This is a genomic window from Gemmatimonadota bacterium (assembly GCA_016719105.1).
Taxonomy (GTDB): domain Bacteria; phylum Gemmatimonadota; class Gemmatimonadetes; order Gemmatimonadales; family Gemmatimonadaceae; genus SCN-70-22.
In genome coordinates, this window is the sequence record JADKAQ010000008.1 from 193477 (window position 1) to 214367 (window position 20891).

Annotated in this window: 8 protein-coding genes; 7 read left to right on the forward strand and 1 reads right to left on the reverse strand. The window is 70.9% G+C overall.

Going from position 1 to position 20891, the window contains the following annotated elements; genetic code table 11:
* Window positions 1-65 precede the first annotated feature (65 nt).
* The 7 genes from IPN47_11350 (at window position 66) to IPN47_11380 (ending at window position 19819) form a co-directional block, all read left to right on the forward strand.
* Entirely contained in the window at window positions 66-4952 is a 4887-nt protein-coding gene (locus IPN47_11350) for a caspase family protein (GenBank protein MBK9408620.1), read from the forward strand.
* A 72-nt stretch (window positions 4953-5024) separates the two neighbouring features.
* Window positions 5025-7970, forward strand: coding sequence for a protein kinase (locus tag IPN47_11355; GenBank protein ID MBK9408621.1), 2946 nt, complete (start codon window positions 5025-5027; stop codon window positions 7968-7970).
* A gap of 23 nt (window positions 7971-7993) precedes the next feature.
* A complete protein-coding gene (locus IPN47_11360; GenBank protein MBK9408622.1) occupies window positions 7994-8437 on the forward strand; it encodes a hypothetical protein in 444 nt (147 codons plus the stop codon).
* Between the two features lie 29 nt (window positions 8438-8466).
* Window positions 8467-11832 (forward strand): caspase family protein, encoded by a 3366-nt coding sequence (locus IPN47_11365; protein ID MBK9408623.1) that lies wholly within the window; start codon window positions 8467-8469, stop codon window positions 11830-11832.
* Window positions 11833-11852: 20 nt separating this feature from the next.
* The gene (locus IPN47_11370) at window positions 11853-13766 is read left to right on the forward strand and encodes a caspase family protein (GenBank protein MBK9408624.1); all 1914 of its coding nucleotides are present in this window, start codon (window positions 11853-11855) and stop codon (window positions 13764-13766) included.
* A 125-nt stretch (window positions 13767-13891) separates the two neighbouring features.
* Window positions 13892-15934, forward strand: a complete 2043-nt coding sequence (locus IPN47_11375) for a S9 family peptidase (protein ID MBK9408625.1) — start codon at window positions 13892-13894, stop codon at window positions 15932-15934.
* A 189-nt stretch (window positions 15935-16123) separates the two neighbouring features.
* The gene (locus IPN47_11380; protein MBK9408626.1) at window positions 16124-19819 is read left to right on the forward strand and encodes a response regulator; all 3696 of its coding nucleotides are present in this window, start codon (window positions 16124-16126) and stop codon (window positions 19817-19819) included.
* Window positions 19820-19885: 66 nt separating this feature from the next.
* On the opposite strand, the gene bla is transcribed toward IPN47_11380, so the two are convergent.
* A complete protein-coding gene (gene bla / locus IPN47_11385; protein ID MBK9408627.1) occupies window positions 19886-20803 on the reverse strand; it encodes a subclass B3 metallo-beta-lactamase in 918 nt (305 codons plus the stop codon).
* Window positions 20804-20891: the final 88 nt, after the last annotated feature.

Below are 20891 nucleotides of genomic sequence, written 5' to 3' on the forward strand. Positions count from 1 at the left end.
CCTCTCCTTCCCCGAGTGCACTCCTCGCCCGACTCTGTGCCCCCCGTGCTCGACGCCCGCCGGCGATGACCGACCATCGCCCCTTTGCCAGGTCCATCGCGGTCGTGGTGGGGATCGATCGCTATCGCGACGGGATCCCCGAGCTGCGCACGGCGGCGAACGACGCGCGGCGCGTTGGGGCGATCCTCGGTGAATCACACGGCTACGAGGTCATCCAGCTCCTCGACGAAGAGGCGACGCAGGCACGCCTGACGACGCTGCTCACCCGCGAGCTCCCTGAGGGCGTTGGCCCCGACGATCGCGTCTTCTTCTACTGGGCCGGCCACGGCGTGGCACGCGACGGCGACGATGGCCCCAACGGCTACCTCCTCCCGGTGGATGCCCGTCGCGGCGACGAGGCGACCTTCCTCCACATGCCGCTGGTGCACGACGCACTCCTGTCGCTCACCTGCCGGCACATGCTCGTGGTCCTCGACTCGTGCTTCTCCGGCGCCTTTCGCTGGTCGGGGACGCGCGCCGCCGAGCTGATCGACGACGACGCAGTCATCCACCAGGAGAAGTACGACCGCTTCGTGCGCGACCCGGCGTGGCAGGTCATCACGTCGGCGGCGCAGGACCAGAAGGCCATCGACCAGCTTTCGACCGGCTCGTTAGGGAGCCGTGACGGCGACGGCGCGCACTCCCCCTTTGCCCTGGCGCTCTTCGAGGCGCTGGACGGGGCCGGCGACGTGATCCCGCGAAAGGGGGGAGACGGCCTGGTTACCGCGACCGAACTCTATCTCTACCTGGAGGAACGGCTGCAGCTGGCGGCGCAGGAGGCGGGCAAGCGGCAGACGCCGCGCCTCTGGCCGCTGCGCAAGCACGACAAGGGGGAGTTCGTCTTCTTCGTCCCGGGGCGTGACCTCACCCTCCCCCCGGCGCCGGCGCTCACCTTCGAGAACAACCCGTGGCGCGGCCTCGCCTCGTACGATGCCGCCGACGCGGCGCTCTTCTTCGGGCGCGACGCCGAGATTGCCGCGCTCCGCGCGCGCGTCGAGGCGTTGCCCCTGACGGTGGTCCTCGGCGCCTCGGGGACGGGAAAGTCGTCGCTGGTGAAGGCCGGGCTCGTCCCGCGACTGGCCGCCGACGGGTGGCAGGTGCTCCCCATCGTGCGCCCGGGGACCACGCCGCTGGTGGCGCTGGCGCAGGCCGTGGGGAGCGGCGACGGTGCCGTGGCCGCCACCCCCGCGGCGACCGCCACCCCCGCCGCGGGCGCAGCGACCGCCACCCCCGCGGCCATCGCCGCCCGCGTCGAGGCGATGGTTGCAGCTGCCGGCAGCCGCAAGGTCGTGCTCGTGATCGACCAGTGCGAGGAGCTGATCACGCTCGTGCGCACGCCGGCCGAACGCGAGCAGGTGCTGACGCTTCTCGCGCGCCTCGCCGAGGCGCACCCCAACACCGTCCGCATCATCCTCACGCTCCGTACCGACTTCGAGCCCAACTTCGATCGCTCGGCCTTTGGCGAGCGCTGGCGCGCCGGGCGCTTCATCGTCCCGCCCATGTCGCGCGACAGCCTGCGCGCGGTCATCGAGCAGCCCGCCGCCAAGCGGGTCCTGTACTTCGAGCCGTCGGCGCTGGTGGAGTCGCTGCTCGACGAGGTGGTGGCGACACCAGGGGCGCTCCCGCTCCTCTCGTTTGCCCTGAGCGAGATGTACGTGCGCTATGTCGGGCGGCGAAGCGCCGACCGCGCCATCACGCGCGAGGACTACGACGCGTTAGGCGGCGTGGTGGGCGCCCTGCGTGCGCGCGCCGAGGCCGAGCACGACGCGCTCGACGCCGCGCACCGCCTGACGTTGCGTCGCGTGATGCTGCGCATGGTGGTCGCCGAGGGCGGCAACCTCGCGCGTCGCCGCGTGAGCGACGCGGAGCTCGACTATCCCGACGCCGCCGAGCACGCCCGCGCCGAGGAAGTGGTGCGTCGCCTGACGAGTGCGCGCCTGCTGGTCGAGGGAAAGGAGGCGGACGGCGAACCCTTCGTCGAGCCGGCACACGATGCACTCGTGCGCGGGTGGGGGCGGCTGCTCGACTGGGTGCGCGAGGAGGGGGAGGCGCCCTTCCCGCTGGCGCAGCGGCAGCGCCTGGCACGCGCCGCCGGCGAGTGGGAGCGCGCCGACGGGGCGTCGCAGGGCGGGCTGGTCTGGAGCGACGCGGTCCGCAGCGCGCAGCTCGCCCCGCTGGTCAAGGCGCGCGCCCCATGGCTCAACCGGCGCGAGCTCGAGTTCGCGCGGCGCAGCGTGCGCGGGCGCACGGTGCGGCGTGCCTCCACCGCCGTGGCGGTCGCCATGATTGCAGCTGCCGGCGCCTGGGCTTTCATCAGCGGACGACAGGCCAGCGAACGCGCGGAGCAGGTACGGGTGGGATCGATCGTGCGCACCGCGGCGGCCCTGGCGGCGGAAGATCCCTTCAGCGCGGGGCTCGTCCTGGGGAGCATCGATTCGACCCTGGTGCGACGACTGGATCCCGCGACACAGCTCGCCCTCGTGCGCACCTCGGCCGAACTCGCCGTGCGACCGCTCGTGACCGCGAGCTTTGGCGAGGTCGGGTCGGGGCTGCGCTACGCCCGCCTCAGCCCCGACGGCCGCTGGGTGGCGATGGGGGCCAACGAGGGGCTGCTCACGCTCTCGAGAAGTGACAGCGCCAGCGACCCCATCGTGCTCGACCAGGGGGAGGAATCGGCCATCTGGGGGGTCGAGTTCAGCCCGCAAAGCGATCGCCTCGTCTCGACCTCTACCGCCGGCACGCTGTACGTGTGGACGATCGGCTCGTCCAAGCGCCCGGTGCGCCTCGCCGCGCCGGATTCGTCGCGTTTCTACCGCCTGTCGTTCAGCGCCGATGGATCGCGCATCGCCGCCTTCTACCTGCGACTCGTCTACGATTCGACGACGCACGAACTCGTGGAGTTCACACCGTCGCGCGAAGCACGCGTCTTCAACGCCGACGGCTCGGGGACGCCTCTGCGCCTCCCACTCGGCGACCACGAGCTCCCGACCGAGGATTTCGGCGGCGGGGGGGACTGGCTGGTGACGACCGACGGGACGCGCGCGCGTGTGTGGCCGATCGACGGGGCCTCGCGGCCGGCGCAGGTCTTCGAATTCCGCGGAGTGGGGGTCTCCACGGCGACGCTCAACCCGTCGGGGTCGCACATCGCCGTGGCCACGTGCACGTCCGACCAACGGACGGGCGGGTGCACAGTGGCCGGGCAGGTGCCCGGCCGATCAGTAGCCGGGCAGGAGCCCGGCCAATCGACGGCCGGACGCGGTCGGGGACTGCAGCTGACGGAGCACTCCGACTCGGTCGTCGCGATCGCCTGGAGCCCCGACGGTCACCTGCTCGCCACCTTCGGTCTCGATGCGACGCGCATATGGGACGCCGAGAGCGGGCGCCGCATCACTCGGCTCGAACGCGACGGAGAAACGCTCGTGGGCGGAGCGTTCTCTCCAGACGGCTCGGCGCTGATCGCGCGTTCGCGCTACGGGTACGACGCGATCGTCTGGCGCTGGGATGAGGACGGGAAGGCAACGCCGACCGTGCTCGCCGGTCACGCCGACCTCCTGGAGACGGTCGGCTTCACCCCCGACGGCGTGCGCGCCTTCACTGCCTCACGCGACGGCACGGCGCGGGAGTGGGTCTACAACCCGTGGGTGCGCGGTGCCTCGATCTACGACTTCGACTCCACGGCCGCCGCTGTGGATCCCGGTGAAAATGCGCTCTCGGCGGTGCGCTTCAGCCACGACGGCCGCCTCCTGGCCATCGCGACAAGCGGCGGACGCATCGCCGTCGCGCCGGTGGAGGCGCTCAACGCCCCGCGGCTCCTGTCGACCACCTCCAGCACCACGCGCGCGCTGGTGTTCAGCCAGGATGACCGTCGCCTGATCGCGCTCGCCGTGGACGGGGGGCGTACCGAGTGGGCGCTCGATGCGCAGAGCGGGCCACGAGACACGGTGCGGATCGAATCGTCTCGCGAGATCATGATTCTCGACGCGAACGTCTCCGCCGATGGTCGGCACGCGTTTGGCTTCAGCACGCCGGGCAGCTTTGTCGACGCCGACGCGCCGGACGCCGCGCCCGACGCCGCCGTCGACAGCGGGTTGTTTGTCTGGCACCTGGAGCGCCGCGAGCCCCCCGCGAAGGTGACGTCGCCCGACGGCACCATCATCGTGGCGGCAGTGAGTGGCAACGGACAGCTGCTCGCGACCGGCACCGGGCGCGGCACGGTGCACGTGCAGGGGATCGACGGCACGGGGGCGCGCACCGGCATCGTGGTCCCCGACGCGGACGACCCGTATCCCCTCCTCCCGACAAGTGCCGCCTTTTCCCACGACGGGTTGCAACTGGCGGTGGGGTGGGAGGATGGGGCGGTGACGATGCACCCGGTCTCCGGGCGGTCGGCGGGACGACGGCTGGCCGGCCATACGCAGCCGGTGACCGCCGTGGAATTCGCCGACGACGGCAAACGCCTGCTGAGTGTCTCGCGCGACGGCACGATTCGCATCTGGGACGTGCGCGCGGGGCGATCGGTCGTCACGTTGCGTCCGCGCGGCATCGGGGCCCCCACCGCGCACTTCACCCCGGACGGCATGCGAGTGCTCACCGTGCCGGAGTCCGACACCGCAGCGAGCCTGTGGAATGCCGATGGCTCGGGCGGGGTCGCCGCCTTCACCGGCGCTGGCGCCACGGTCTCCCGCGCCAGCGTCAGCCCCGACGGTCGATGGTTGGTCAACGCCCTCGACTCGGGTGGAGCGGGGCTCTTTCCTTTGGACGCGGCGGGAATCCTGCGGACCTTCGCCGTCGGCACCCTCTGCCTCAGCGCCAACGACCGCCAACGCTACCTGAGCGAATCGGAATCGGAGTCGCGCGCGCGATGGAGCGCATGCGAGCGTGCACGCGGTCGTTCGGGGACGCGCCGCAGATAACGGCGACGCGCCGCCCATAACGGCGACACGCGCTCACTAGCTCGCCCAACGCCCCACCCCTATTCTAGGCGTGTGACCACGCCGAGCTCGCCTGACGAGCCCCACCCGGCCGACACCGCCGCGCTTTCCGGCGTGCTCGCCAACCGCTACCGCATCGAACGCGCGATCGGGGCGGGGGGGATGGCCACGGTCTATCGCGCGCGCGACCTGCAACACGACACCACGGTCGCCATCAAGCTCCCGCGCCCCGAGCTCGTCATGCAGCTCGGCGCCGATCGCTTCGCGCGCGAGATCCAGATCAGCACCCAGCTGCAACACCCGCACATCGTCCCCGTCTTCGATTCCGGGACGTTCGAGGGGCGCCCGTTCTACGTCATGCCCTTCATCGAAGGGGAGACGCTGGAGCAGCGCCTCAAGCGCGAGGGCGCACTCCCCATCGAGGAGGCACTGGAACTCACCGCCGAGATCGCCGACGGCCTCGCCTACGCGCACCGCAACGGCTTCATCCATCGCGACGTCAAGCCGGCCAATGTCCTGCTGGCCAATGGCCATGCCTTGCTCGCCGACTTCGGCATTGCGCGCGCCGTCGAGCGCGCCGGCGCGCAGAAGCTGACCGAATCGGGCTTCGCGATCGGGACGGTCGACTACATGAGCCCCGAGCAGGCGTCGGCCAGCAGCGAGGTCGACGGCCGGAGCGACGTGTACAGCCTGGCCTGCGTCCTGTACGAGATGCTCGCGGGCCAACCGCCGTTTGCCGGTTCGACCGCGCGCTCGGTGATGGCGCGCCATCTCATCGACCCGCCGCCCCCGGTGCGCACCGTGCGCGCCAAGGTCTCCACGCGCCTCGAGCAGGTGCTGATGAAGGCGATGGAGAAGGTGCCGGTCGATCGTTATGCGGGGGCGGCGGAGTTCCGCGCCGCACTCAGGCACCCGGGGATTCTCGACGACCTGCCGACGGGAACCGCGCGCCTGCCGTCGAGCGGCCGCGGTCCGGCAATGGACGCGTCGACCGTCGCCTCGTCGCGGCGCGGTTGGCGCGCGGTGGCGGCGGCGGTGGCCACAATCGCCGTGGTGGCAGCGGTCGCGGTCTGGCGCATGAACGCCCCCACCTCGTTGGCGCTCGACACCAACCGCACGATGGTCTTCCCGTTCGTCGTCCCCGACGGCTTCGTGGGCGCGCGCACGGCGGGCGAGGACATGGCGACGATCATCGGCAACGCGCTCGACGGCGCCGGACCGCTGCGCTGGATTGACGGGTGGACGCTGCTCGACGCCCGCACGCGCGACGACATTCGCTCGCTCACGCTCGAGGCGGCAAGCGCGCTGGCGCGCGACAAGCGCTGCGCCACCTTCATCACCGGGCGTCTCGTCACGCTCGGCGACTCGGTGAAGGTCTTCCTCACCCTGCACGACGTGCGCGGCGACTCGGTGCTCGCCGAGGGGGCAGGAGCGGGGGGGGCCACCGATCCGTGGCGTCAGGCGCTCCTCGCGGTCAATACGATCCTCCCGCGCCTCATCCCCGAGGGCGCCGCCGACGTCTCGGCCGAGTGGGCCAACCGCAGTCCGGGCGCCGTCGCCTCGTTCCTCCTGGGGGAAGCGGCGTTCCGCCGGTTGCATCTGACGGATGCGCTTGGACACTATCGCAACGCCGTCGAGGGCGACTCCACCTTCGCCCTCGCCGCCATCCGTGGCGCGCAGGCCGCCGGCTGGAACCACCGCGAGGGCGAGGCCCGCGCGATGATCACCGCCGCCCTCGCCCGCCCGCTCGCCCCGCGTTACACCTCGTTTGCCCGCGGCTACCTCGCCTACCTCGACGGACGCCCCGACTCGGCCATCGTACATCTCACTGCGGCCATCGCCGCCGACCCCGAGATGGGGGTCGCGTGGATGCAGCTCGGCGAGGTCTACACCCACCTCCTGCCGCTCAAGGGCAATCCTGACTCGCTGGCCGATGCCGCCTTCGCCAAGGCCCGCCAGCTCGACTCGACCGCGGCCAACGTCCTGCTGCATCCCATCGAGATTCGCCTGCGGCGCGGCGACCTGACGGCGGCCGAACCGATGCTGCGCGAGTTCCGGCGCGATAACGCCGACTCGCTCCTCGTAGGCAAGCTCGCCGTGGCAGAAGCCTGCGTGCGCGACGGTGCCGACCGGGTCGATTGGCGCCGCGAGGCGTCGGTGCGCCCGCTCGCCGTCGTCCTCGCCGCCAGTTCGCTCGGCGGCGAAGGGGCGCGCTTCGACTGCGCCCGGCGCGCCTTCGAGACGCTGCTGGCGATCGACACCGCCGCCACCGACTCGGCCGATGCGCGCCGGTGGGTATCGCTGATGGGATTGCAGGCGGTCATGGTGGCGCGCGGGAAGCCCGACTCGGCGGCGGCAGCCATCGACGCCACGATGCAGCGTTTCGGCTTTGGCGCGACGCTCTATCTCCTCGGCGCCTCGGTCGTGCCATCGTATCGCGAACGCGCGCTAGCCATCGCCCGTGAGGATGCCGCGGCGCATGGCGCGACCTACGCCGCCGTTCCGCTCCCCACGCGGCTCTGGGAGCTTGGCGTGCTGGAAGCGCGCAGCGGCCGCCCCGAGATCGCCGACGCGGTCGCCCGCGAACTGCACCGGCGCGCCGCCGAATCCTCCTCGCGCCACACTGACGGGCTGGCGCGCTCCGTCGACGCGTTCGTACGCTTGGCGCGGGGCGATAGCGCCGCGGCGCAGGGACAGTTCATCGCGCTCCTGGCGCGGGGCGCGACTGCCGACTCGGTGCAGTGGGATGAGGCCGACCCGCGCGCCGCCGAGCGCTTGCAGCTCGCACAGCTGCTCCTGGCGCGCGGCGCGCACCAGGAGGCGATCGACGTCGCGAGCGTCTTCGATTCGTCGTGGCCGCTCGTGCACTTGTTGTATCTCCCGGCGTCGCTCGAACTGCGTGCGACCGCCGCGAGTTCACTTGGCAATTCCGTCGCCGCGGGACAATATCGAGCGCGACTCGCCGCCCTTCGCGGCGCGCGTGCGTCTACCGGGGCGTAGTCCCCACTCATCGGGAGCAGGCCGTGGCCACTGCCGCAAAGCGTGGAAAGCAGGGAGCGAAGGGGCGTGAGGGGGGAACCGCCCCCGCCAAGACGACCAAGGGGCGCGAGGGTGGCACTGCCCCCGCGAAGACCACGAAGGGACGCGAAGGCGGCACTGCTCCCGCCAAGACCACCAAGGGTCGCGAGGGCGGATCGGCGCCGGTCGTGACCACGAAGGGGCGCGAGGGCGGCACCGCCCCCGCGAAGACCACGAAGGGACGCGAAGGTGGATCGGCCCCCGTGGTGACCACGAAGGGACGCGAGGGCGGCACTGCTCCCGCCAAGACCACCAAGGGTCGCGAGGGCGGATCGGCCCCCGTCGTCACCACGAAGGGACGCGAGGGCGGCACTGCTCCCGCGAAGACCACGAAGGGACGAGGGGGGAGCCCTGCGCCTGCCCCCCGCGGCACCACCCGCAGTCGCTGATCGCCGCTTCCCCCCTCCTCCCAACTGCCATGGCCACCCCCCGTGACGAGCGCACTCGCCGTGCGCTCGTTATCGGCATCGACACCTATGCCGTCAAGCCGCTCGACGGTTGTGTCGCCGATGCCGAACTGATGGCGCAGCTCCTGCGCGATCGCTTTGCCTTCGAGCCGTCGAACATCCGCACGCTCCTCAACGGCGACGCGTCGCGCGACGCCGTCCTCTCCGAGCTGGATGCGCTGGTCGACCTCACCGGCCCCGACGACGTCGCCTTCGTCTTCTATGCCGGCCACGGATCGACCATCAAGGATGCCAGCGGCGACGAGGGAACGGGCTTCGACAACACGCTCTGCGTCTGCGAGGACCCGCGACAGGACGTGCTCGACGACGAACTCGCCGAGCGGTTGGCCGCGTTGGGCGCCAAGACGCCGCACACCGTGCTCATCATCGACGCCTGCAATTCGGGGACGATCACGCGGGACGCCTTTGGCGGAACCGGGCGATTCACCGCCTCGGCCAAACGTTCGGCAGCGGCTCCGAAGGCGAAGGCCAAGCCGAAGCGTGCGCGCGAGCCCAATGCCCCCGCCGTGGCGGCCCCCGCCTCCACCGATCGTTATGTGCTCATCGCCGCCTGTCGCGACGGCGAGATCGCCCAGGAGGCCTCCCTCCCCGGCGACGAAAACGTCCATCACGGGGCGCTGACCTACGCCCTGAGCCAGGAGCTGGAACGCGCCACCACGGGCGACACGTGGCGCGACGTCTTCGAGCGTGCCGCGTCGAAGGTGACCGCGGTGCACCGCGCGCAGCATCCGCAGCTCGCCGGCGCGGCCGATCGCGAGATCTTCGGCCTGCGCGAACTGGTGCCGATGCGCTACGTGGCGGTGCGCGACCGCGCGACCGACTCCGTGCAACTCGCCATCGGCGCCGTGCACGGCGCCACCGCCGGGTCGGTCTTCACCGTCTACGCGCAGGGGACCAAGGACGCCGGTGACGCCACGCCGCTCGGGACGGTGAAGATCACCCGCGTCGCCGGGATGACCTCGCGCGCCACCATCGTCGAGGAAGCGTCGGCAGGTGCAATCGTCGACGGGGCGCGCGCTGTCGAGACGCAGCACGCCTACCCCACCCCGCCGCTCGCGGTGCAGTTGGTCGCCGCCGGCGCCGACGACGACGCCCTCGACACGCTGCGCACGCGGCTCAAGGACGAACCGACGATTTCCCTCGTGCGCTCGGCCAATGCGGCCACGGTGCGCGTCTTCCGTCTGGCACCGCGCGAGGGGGTCGGCGCCAAGGACCCGCTGCCGATGCTTGGCGCGCTCACGAAGGAGACGTGGGCGGTGGCCGGCCGCGACGGGCGACTCATCGCTCCCGTCGCGCAGCTCGCGTCGGAAGACGACGTCGTCGCCCTCCTGCGCAAGCGCGCCGACTACGTGGGGGCGCTCGCCATCGACAACGTCGACCCGGCAAGCCAGGTGCGCGGCAAGGTGACGCTGGAGATTTTGCGCAAGGAATCGGGTGGCACGTGGAATCCGCTGCAGACCGACGAGGCGGCGGGGCTTCCCGTCGTCGACTCCGGCGACGTCCTCGAGTTCCGCATCACCAGCGCGCTCGAGGAACCGGTCTATGTCTCCTTGCTGGATTTCGAGCCTAACGGCGCCGTCTCGCCGCTCATCAAGGGCAATCCCATCAAGCTCGAGCCGGGGATCGCCTTCGACGCCAGCAAGGCCGGCAAGGGACGCGGCTTCCGCATGGCGTGGGACGGCGACGACGCGGTCGAGTCGTTCAAGCTCTTCGCCACCGTGCAGCCGGTCGACTTCTCCTTCCTCCTGCGCGCCGGCGAGGCGACGCGCGGCGCCACGGAGGAAGAGCCCCTCAGCCAGGACGACTGGACGAGCGTGGTGCAGTCGATCGTCATCCGGCGCAAGGTCGACCTGTCCGCCGATGGGCGTTCGGTCGCGGTGGATGGCGCCGCGCTCACCGCGCGCGGCCTGACCGGAACGGTGCGCGCCTTTGGTGGCCCGGCCCAACGCGCCGCCGCGGCGCCGGCGCCATCCGATGCCCTCACGCGGGCCATCGAGGAATCGGGGCTCGCCACGCAGCAGACTTTCGTCGTCACCGACGCCGTCAGCACCGCCGACGGCACGCGCGGCGCCGAGGGGGAGCCGGTCATCGAGTTGCAGGTGACGGACCCCGGCGAGGGCTTCGAGCAGGTGGTGCTTGCGACCGACGCGGCCGGCGTGGTGTCGTGGCACTTCGCCCCGCAGCTCGACCCGGCCCCGGCCACGCGCGGCGACGAACCACCCGGGCCACGCACCCGCACCTTCACCATCCCCGCGGGCGCCGCCTCGCCGGACGCCCCCGCCACGCGCGGCCTCGCCAGCGCCATCGGCGAGAAGTTCATCAAGGTGTACGTCTTCCCCGCCGCCAAGGCGTTCGTAGGAAAGCTCACCGCCCAGTACGGCGAGCAGATCGAGCTCAAGAAGACGCCGTATCGCGTGCGCACCTTCCTGCCCGACGACTACGCCTCACCCGACGCGCAGGAGCTGGGACAGGCAGAGTGGGAATCGATGGGCAGGGGACGCGCCCTGTTGATGATCCACGGGACCAACAGCCGCACGCACACCGCCTTTGGCCAGCTACCGCGCGCCTTCGTCGAGGCCATGCACGCGTTGTACGAGGGGCGCGTCTTCGCCTTCGATCACCCCACGCTCACGCACGACCCACGGCAGAACATCGAGGAGTTCTTCCGCCGGGTCCCCGACGGCCTCGCGCTCGACGTCGACATCATCTGCCACTCGCGCGGTGGGTTGGTGAGCCGCATCCTGGCCGAGCAGCACGCGTCGTTCGCCCTCGGGCGCCGCACCATGCGTGTAGGGAAGGTCGTCTTCGTCGGGACGCCGAACAACGGGACGCGGCTGGCCGACGAGGCGTGCATCAGCGAATACATCGACACCGCGACCAACCTGCTCAACGTCTTCCCCACCAACGGCGTCACCGACGCCATGACGTACCTGTTGTCGGGGGTGAAGATCGTGGCCTGCGGATTGTGGTCGAGCCTCGTCGGCCTGCGATCGATGCAGCCCGGCGGCGACTTCTGCACCACGCTCAATGCCGGCGAGCGTCGCATGGACACGCAGTACTTCGCGCTCGCCTCCAACTACACGCCGCTCCACCCGACGCTGGCGCGCCTCGCCGCCGACCGCCTGGTGGACAAGGTCTTCAAGGGAGTGGGGAACGACATGGTCGTCCCCACGCTCGGCGTCTTCGAGGAGAACGGCTCGCCGTACTTCCCCATCACGGCGCAGGTCACCTTCGATGCATCGGACGGGATCCCGCACACGGGGTTCTTCCAGTATCCGCGCACGACCGAACAGCTCACGAAGTGGCTCGCGACCTAGACGGCTGAGGCGAGGAAGGCATGGCGAGACTGTACGCGCTGCTGGTCGGAATCAACGAGTACCAGGCGGTGACCCCGCTGCACGGCTGCGTGTCCGATATCGGCGCCGTCGAGGCGCTGCTGCGTGAACGCGTCCACGCCGACACGCTCGATGTGGTGCGGCTGATCGACGGCGAGGCCACCCGCGCGCGCATCATCGACGGCTTTCGCTCGCACCTGAAACGCGCCGGCGCCGGCGACACCGCGCTCTTCTACTACTGCGGGCACGGCTCCGAGGAGGCATGCCCACCGGAGTGGCGGCACGTCGAGCCGAGCGGGAGGAACCAGACGCTCGTCCCGGTCGACGCACGGGTGGGCGACATCTTCGACCTGGCCGACAAGGAGCTCAACGCCCTCATCGGCGAGGTTGCATCTGGCGGGGCGCACGTGGTGACGATGTTCGACTCGTGCCATTCCGGTGGCGTGACCCGTGACGTCTCTGACCTGGCCAGCCCCGACGCCGGCGTGGCGCGCATGACCGCGGCCTCCAAGGGACGCGCACGCTCGCTCGCCGACTACCTCGAGGAGGCGCGCGTGCTCTACGACGCCGATCGCATCGCGACGCAGGGACCGCCCGCCCCGCGGCACGTCGCCGTCGCGGCCTGTCAGCATAACGAGACGGCCAAGGAGATCCCCACGCAGCCGCCGCGCCGCGGGGCGTTCACCTCGGCCTTCGAGGAGGCGGCGCGCGCGCTCGGGCCGTCGGCGACCTATCTCGACCTCGTCACGGCGCTGCGCATGAAGGTCCGCGACCGGGCGAAGGAGCAACTCCCCAGCCTCGACACCGTGGGCGGCGCCCGCGGCACCGACACCTTCCTCGGGGGACATGCGGGACGAAGCGACCTCACCGTCGACGCCGACGCATCCGGGCGGTGGTGGCTCTCGGCTGGCGCGATCGATGGCATCCCCGCCCCGGCGAGCGGCGCCGTCGTGGAGGTGTCGATCTATCCCCGCGGCGCCTTCGACCTCCCGGGGGTGACGCCGGCCCCCATCGCGCGCGCCACCGTCGACGCCGTACTCGAGGACCGGGCGCGATTGCAACTGACGGTCGGCGCTGCCGCGCTCGATCCCGCCGGAGCGTACCTCGGCGCCATTGCACGACTCGGCGTCACCCCCCTGCACGTGCGCGTCGACGGCACATCCAGCGACATGACCGACCGTGTGCGCGCGCAGCTGCAAGCTTCGGCCGTCTTCTTCAGCGTCGTCGAGCAGCCCTCGAGCACGCCGCTCGTGACGGTGCGCGTCGGCGGCGACGCCATCGAACTCGTGGGCGAGGATGGCATCGCACTCCCCGGGCTACGCTACCCGCTCACCGACGACGAACTCGGCTTCGTCGCCAGCGACTGCACCCATCTCGCGAAGTGGTACGGCCTGCGCGATCGCACCCCCGCCGGTTCGCGCTTCAACGGGGCCGTCGCCCTCGAACTGGTCCCGGTCGCCGCAAACGAGAAGCGTCCCCCCGAGGACCGGGCGCCGCATGCGCCACTCGGCGAGACCCTCCAACTGCGCTACGACGGCGCCGAGGCGCCGCGCGTGCAGATGCGCCTGCGCAATACGTCCGACACACGGCTGTACGTCGCCCTGCTCGACCTCGACGACGCCTACGGCTGCTCCACGCTCTTTGCCGACTGGATCCCGCCACGGTCGGTGGCCTACGCCGCGGGGGGGCGCGCCTTCCGGCTCAAGGTCATGGACTGGCGCGACCCGTCGGTGCGGGTTGTCACCGACTGGTTCAAGCTCTTCGCCGCGACCACGCAGTTCGACGCCGACCACCTGCAGCTGGCGGCGCTGGTGGGGCCGAGTGCGGTGCGGGTCCGGGCCGCGATCGCCGAGGATGACGACGAGGACGATTCAACGTGGGGGACGACGCGGCTGAAGGTCGAGATCACGCGGTAGCACCGCGGCGCGCGAGCATCACCCTCTCGCGCCTGCCCAGCCGACGCGTACTATCCAGCATCGTGAGACCACGTCACGCGCACGTTCGTCGCGCGACGGCCGCTCCCCCGCACCGTACGTTCCCCATGCGCCGACACGCGCTCGCCCTCGCCTCCCTGTGCATCACCCTGGCCGCGGCGGCGCCCGCGCTGCTCGCCCAGCCGCGCATCCCCACCGTCGACGACCTGCTGTCCCTCGAATCGGCCGGTGGGTCGCAGCTGTCTCCAGACGGCGCCTGGGTCGCATACACCGTGACCACCACCGACTGGAAGGCCGACGCCTTCGTGGGGCAGCTCTGGGTGGTGAACGTCGCCAGCGGCGAGCGCCGCCAGCTCACGCGGCATCCCAAGGGGATCAGCGGCGTGCAGTGGTCGCCCGACGGCACCTGGATTTCCTTCATCTCCTCGCGCGACGAGGACAAGCCGCAGCTCTTCGTCATGCGGCTCGACGGCGGCGAGCCGTTGCGGCTGACGAAGGCGGAGTCGGGGGTCGGGTCGTATCAGTGGTCACCCCGCGGCACGTCGATCGCCTTCACCTCCAGCGACGCCGAGTCCCCCGCCGCCAAGGCGCGCAAGGAACGCTACGCCCCGTTCGAAGTCGTACGCCGCGACTACACCTTTGCGCACCTCTACACGTTCAACGTCGCCGACGCACTGCAGGCGCCCCAGGCCGGGCGCGCCCGCACCGCCGGCACGCGGTACACCGTGCAAGCCTTTGCCTGGTCGCCTGACGAACGCCAGATCGCATTCGGCGCTACGATCAACCCCGACCTCGTGCAGGGGAAGACCGCCGACCTGTACGTCGTCACGCTCGCCACCGAACCCGGCGCCCCCGACGCCGTCCGCACGCTGGTCTCGCAGCCCGGCCCCGACAACGGCCCCGTCTGGTCGCCCGATGGCACGCAGGTCGCCTTCACCAGCTACATGGGGAAGGAGAGCTACTTCGCCTCCAACGCGCGCATCGCCGTCGTTCCTGCCGCTGGCGGGACGCCGGTGTCGCTCACCGACGCCTTCGATGAAAACCCGTCGCTCCTCGACTGGAAGAGCGGCGGCATCTGGTTTGCCGGGGCACAGCGCACCGCGACGCACCTCTTCCGCCTCGACCCCGTCACGCGCCGCATCACGCGCGTCTCCGCCCCCGACTCGGCCATGCTGGGCGCCGCCTCGCTCAACAAGGACGCGACCCGCGTGTCGTTCACGGTCAACTCGGCCACGGCGCTCCCCGAACTCGCCGTGAGCGACCTCGACACCTGGTCGCCCCGGGTGCTCACCGACATGACCCGACAGGTGCAAGGCTGGCGGCTCGCACGACGCCAGGTCATCTCGTGGAAGTCCAAGGACGGCGCGACCATCGAAGGGGTGCTCATCACGCCGTCCAACTTCGACCCGTCGAAGAAGTACCCGCTTCTCTGCGTGATCCACGGCGGCCCCACCGGGACCGACCGCCCCGCCCTCCCCGACGCCCGCTACTACCCGGTCGACCTCTGGGCCGAGCGCGGCGCGCTCGTGCTCAAGGTCAACTACCGCGGCAGTGCCGGCTATGGCGAGGCGTTCCGCAAGCTCAACGTTCGCAACCTCGGCGTCGGCGACGCGTGGGACGTCCTGAGCGGCGTCGACCACCTCATCGGCAAGGGCTGGGTCGATCCCGCCAAGGTCGCGTCGATGGGGTGGAGCCAAGGGGGGTACATCAGCGCCTTCCTCACCACCTCCACGACACGCTTCGCCGCCATCTCGGTCGGCGCGGGGATCTCCAACTGGGCCACCTACTACTACAACACCGACATCACCCCGTTCACCATCAACTACCTCGGTGACGACCCCGCCGACGATCCGGCCATCTACGCCAAGACGTCGCCGATGACCTACGTGAAGGGGGCAAGGACACCCACGCTCATCCAGCACGGCGAACTCGATCGGCGCGTCCCCATCGCCAACGCGTACGAGCTGCGGCAGGGGCTCGAGGATCGCGGGGTCCCGGTGGAGATGGTGGTATACAAGGGGTTCGGCCACGGCATTACCAAGCCCCGGAGCATGCGAGCGGTCATGGAGCACAACCTCGGCTGGTTCAACCACTACATCTTCGGCGACGCGGCCCCTGACCTGCGCTTGCTCGGGAAGTCCGGTTCGTGACAGATGCGAGCAGCGGATTGCGAGAGCGACGCAGACGGCGCAGGTTCTAGCGGTTCTTCCCACCAAACTCCGTTCATCGTCCGAGACTAGTAGACGGAGTAAAGGCGCTCGTCAGCTCTCGTCCCCCCCACCGAGCCGTCGCACGTCCCGCCCGGCCGCCCCCGCCGGTCGGCCGACTCAGTTCACGAGATGTCCCGCCGTTCGCACTCGACGACGTCCCTGACGATTTCGCGATGGCTCGCCGCGCTGGCGAGTGCCGCTGCTTTGGTGTCCGTCGCGACGCTCGCCGAGGCCCAGCAGCGGAGCTCGGGCGAGCCGTCACGCGCGCTGGCGACGACGTCCTACGTCCGCCGGGTCATCGACAGCGACGACGGCCTCCCCGACACGCAGATCAACGCGATCGCCCAGACCCCCGACGGCTACCTCTGGCTCGGGACGCGGCGCGGGGTCGTTCGCTACGACGGACTGTCGTTCAGGCTCTATTCGCCGGAGGAGGTCCCGGCGCTCCCCACAGGCTCGATCAACAGCCTGTCGGTCGACGCGGCCGGACGTCTCTGGATCGGAACGGCGCGTGGTCTGGTGGTCCGCGAGCGCGGCGTCTTTCGCCGCATCCCCGCGGCGGAGGTCCCAGCCACCAGCGTCTGGGAAGTGCTGGAAGACCGGCACGGCGGCCTCTGGGTCGCGGGGAGCTTTGGCCTGCTCCGCCGCGACAGCACACGCTTCGCCCCGGTCCCGGGCATCGACGCCTTCGTCTACTCCCTGCACGAAGACCCCGCCGGTCGCGTCTGGATGGCCGGGCGCGAGTTCCTCGGCTCGATCGCTTACGGTGAGACCGCGCCGACCGTCGTGCCGGCGACCGCGGGTGAGCGCTTCTTCGACGTCATCGGCGACGGCGCGGAGGGGATCTGGGTCGGCACGCGACGCGGCGCGTGGCACATCGACGTCCGCGATCCGCGCGCGGTCCGCGTCATCGAGCGGCTCGCGACCGGCGACCCCACCTTTGGCAACGAAGTCTGGACCCTCACCCGTACGCCAACGGGTGACCTCTGGATCGGCACGGAGCGCCTCGGCGTGCTGCGCTGGGACGGCCAGCACCTCACCTCATACGCGCAGGGTACCACCCCCGACCCCACGTGGTGGCTGTTGACCGACGCGCGGGGCCGCGTCTGGGCGGGAACCGCCGCCGGGATGCTGCGTTTCCAGCGCTCGGCCTTCACGACGTTCAACGAAGGCATGGCGCCCAGCAGCACCTGGTCGGTGCGTGGGGACGAGACCGGGACCGTGTGGGCCGCGGCGTCAGACGGGCGCGTCTTCTTTCTCGACGGCCAGCGCTGGATTCCCAGGCTTCCGTATGCGGGACGTAACCTCGCGTCGAGCACATGGCCCAGCGGCGACGGCGGGATGCTAGCGGTCTACGACGTGAACCGCGTGTATCGTCTCGATCGACAGGGGGCGCGTGATGTCACCCAGTCCCTCGGCCTGCGTGGGCTCTCGGTCCTGTCGATCTACCGGGACACCGACGGGTCGCACTGGGTCGCGACCGACTCCGGTGTCTACCATGCCGAAGGCGGCGTGGCCCGTCCGGCCAACCCCGCGTGGGGGCTCTCGCGCACCGAGCCGCCCCGCTTCATCCAGCGCGACGCGCTCGGGCGGCTCATCATCGGTCGCCCCTTCCTCACGATCATCGACAAGGGGGTCGCCACCCGGTACGACTCGACGCGGGGGCTGACGCATCACGACATCCTCGCCGTCCTCCCGGACAGCGACCGAATCTGGATGGCGACGGCCGACTCGGGACTGTACCTCCTGCGCCGTGACACCGTCGTGCGGGTCGGGCGCGCCGACCCGCGCCTGGGGCGCGAAGTCCTCGGTATCGCCAAGGACGACCTCGGCCACCTGTGGCTCACCTCGAGCTTCGGCCTGTACCGCGTCGATGCGAACGACCTGATGCGCTACGCCGACGACCCTCGCACGCGCGTGATGGTGCGCGGCTTCGACCGCGCCGACGGTCTCCCCACCACGGAGTTCAACGCCGACTACCAGAGCCAGCTCTACACCGATCCTGCCGGTGGCATCTGGCTCCCGACGTATGCCGGCGCCGTGCGCATCGACCCGCGCGCCGTCTCGCACGACACGCTGCCGCCGCAAGTGCACCTCGAGCGGCTGTCGGTCGACGGGACGGAGTACCCGGTCGATGCCGCCCTTCGTCTCTCCGCGCACCCGATCCGGGTGGAGCTGACCTTCGCCGCCACCAACGCCCTCGTCCCCTCGCGGGTGCGCGCCGAGTACCGGATGATCGGCGTGGACACGACGTGGCGCGACGCTGGCGTGAGGCGCACGCTATCGTTTGGGCCGCTGCGCGGCGGGGAGTACCGGTTCGAGGCGCGGGTGGCGGGGGAGGACGGCGACTGGAACCCCGTCGTCGCCAGCCTCGCGCTCGAGGTGCCGCTCTGGCCGTGGGAGTACCCCTGGTTCTACCCCGTCGTGCTCGCACTCGCCGTCGCCGCGACGGCGTTGGCGCTGCGGTTGCGCCTGCGGTCGGTGGAGCGCCGCGAGCAGGTGCTCGCCGCGCTGGTGGTCGAGCGAACGAAGGAGCTCGAGGCCGAGCGCGCATCGCTCGAGGCACGCGTGCAGGCGCGCACCGCCGACCTCGCCCGCGAGTTCGAGGAGCGCAAGCTCCTGGAGCAACGCCTCGTCACCGCGCAAAAGCTGGAGAGCATCGGCCGGCTCGCGGGCGGCGTGGCGCACGAGATCAACAACTCCATCACGGGCGTCCTGGGCTTCACCGAGCTGGCGCAACACGGCGCCAAGGGGAATGCCGAGCTGCAATCCGACCTGGATGAGGTCTGGAAGGCGGGCCGACGGGTCGCCGACATCACCCGCCAGCTGCTCGCCTTCGCCCGGCGCCAGCACACGCAGCCCATCGCCGTGCAACTCGACGTGCTTTTGGCGGCGTTGTCCCGTTCCCTGCAGCAGTCGGTTGGGGAGCGCGTGCAGGTATCGATCGACGACCCGGGCAAGATTCCGGCGGTGAGCGCCGATCCATCGCAGGTGGAGCAGCTCATCTTCAACCTGGTGCTCAACGCGCGCGATGCCATGCCGACTGGTGGGGCGGCCACCTTGCGGCTGCGCCACGTCACGCTCCCGGCCCTGCGCACCGTCGGCGACATGACGCTCGCCGCCGGTGACTACGTCACGCTCGAAGTGGGCGACACGGGTGTGGGAATGGACAGCGAGGTACGCGCCCGCCTCTTCGAGCCCTTCTTCACGACCAAGGAAGTGAACCGCGGTACCGGACTGGGCCTCGCCGTCTGCCACGGCATCGTGGCCCGCCACCGCGGCGCCATCGAGGTCGACAGCGCGCCGGACGCCGGGACGCGCATCACCGTCTGGCTCCCGGCGTGGCAGGGCGACAGCAGGCCGGCCGAGAACACCAGCGGACGACCGGTGGGAAGCGAGACGATCCTCCTGGTCGAGGACGAGACCGCGGTCCGTCAGGTCGCGAGCCGTGTCCTCACCCTGCTGGGATATCGTGTGATCGAAGCGGTCGATGGCGCCGCCGCCCTCTCGCTCGCCGAGAAGCACGCCGACGACATCGACGTCGTCGTCACCGACGTGATGATGCCGCACGTCTCCGGCCCGGAGTTGGTCCGGACGCTGCGCGAGCGCTTCCCGCGCCTCCCCGTCGTCTTCATGTCGGGCTACGCAGGACTCGATAGCGCCGCCCTGAGCGAGCTGGCGACACTCGGCCCGATGGTGGCCAAGCCGTTCGAACAGGACACCCTGGCGGCCGCGGTCCGGCGTGAACTGGACCGCCGCAAGACCCCCGCCGCCGCCAGGGCCGTCCCGGCCGAGCCCGCGGTGCCGGGACGGTATCGCCCCTAAGCCTCTACAGCGGGTGCGCCAAGGCGTGTTCGGGGGCGCGCGCCAGCGCGCGCCGTGCGGCAACGGCTACGGCTTCGGCTTCGGTTTCGGCAGGGCGGCGCGCTCGGCAGCCACGCGCTTCTCCAGCCCCGCGCGCGCCGTGGCTGCGTAGCGCTTGCACGCGGCCGGATCGCGGAGCGCGCTCGCGTCACCCGCCTCGCGCCGCGCCAGCCGCTCCCACAGCGCCGTCGCGCCGGGATGCGGCGTCACGAGCACGTCGCAGCGCACCGACTCCAACGCTGCAAAGCCGGCCGCGAAATCGGCGAGCCCGCTGGGGTAGGTGGTCGTGCGTGTGTAGTAGAAGTCGTCCGCGGAAAGCGCGCTCTGGCTGTCGCCGTACACGATTGCCCAGCACGCCCCTCCCTCGCACGACGTCCAGGTCCAGCTCGTCCCGCCGGGCGTGTGCCCCCCCGTGTGCATCGCCGTCAGGAGCAATGGCCCCACCTGCACGGTGTCGCCAGCGGGGAGCAGGCGCACACGCGCGACCCTGGCGATGGGCGGAATGGTGCCGTACTGCGGGTCGTCACGTCCCACGTCCCCCGTGCGCAGCACCGGAACGCTCGCCGCGCTCGCCACCACCTCGGCCCCCGACCACCGCTGCAGATCGGCGATCCCCCCTGCATGGTCGAAGTGCACGTGGGAGTTGACGATCACCCGGATGTCTTCCACCCGGAAACCGAGCGCCCGGATGCTGGCGGCGATTTGTTGCGCCGACTCGGGGAGCGCACCATCGACGAGCACGTGCCCCTGCGGCGACGTGACCAGCAGCGCGCTCAACCCATTCGTCCCCACGTAGTACGTGTTGCCGAAGAGCTTGAACGGCGCGTGTGGTGCGTTCCACTCCGCGCAGGAGGGGCAGTTGGGGGTGGGGGTGACGCTCTGGGCGCCGAGCGAAGCGCCCAAGATCGCCGTCGCCGCCACGAGAAGGACCGATGAGAATCGCATGATGCGAGCAGAGCGCGGGTGAATAGGACGACCGCCAGCACGTGACCCGCCAGCGCCGATCGCCAGTGAAACTACTGCGTGAAGCCGT

What these genes read in the sequence shown, in the direction of transcription:
- IPN47_11365 (MBK9408623.1), top strand. Translation starts at nt 8,467, where the DNA reads ATGGCCACCCCCCGTGACGAGCGCACTCGCCGTGCGCTCGTTATCGGC.
- IPN47_11375 (MBK9408625.1), top strand. Translation starts at nt 13,892, where the DNA reads ATGCGCCGACACGCGCTCGCCCTCGCCTCCCTGTGCATCACCCTGGCC.
- IPN47_11380 (MBK9408626.1), top strand. Translation starts at nt 16,124, where the DNA reads ATGTCCCGCCGTTCGCACTCGACGACGTCCCTGACGATTTCGCGATGG.
- IPN47_11370 (MBK9408624.1), top strand. Translation starts at nt 11,853, where the DNA reads ATGGCGAGACTGTACGCGCTGCTGGTCGGAATCAACGAGTACCAGGCG.
- IPN47_11350 (MBK9408620.1), top strand. Translation starts at nt 66, where the DNA reads ATGACCGACCATCGCCCCTTTGCCAGGTCCATCGCGGTCGTGGTGGGG.
- bla (MBK9408627.1), bottom strand. Translation starts at nt 20,803, where the DNA reads ATGCGATTCTCATCGGTCCTTCTCGTGGCGGCGACGGCGATCTTGGGC.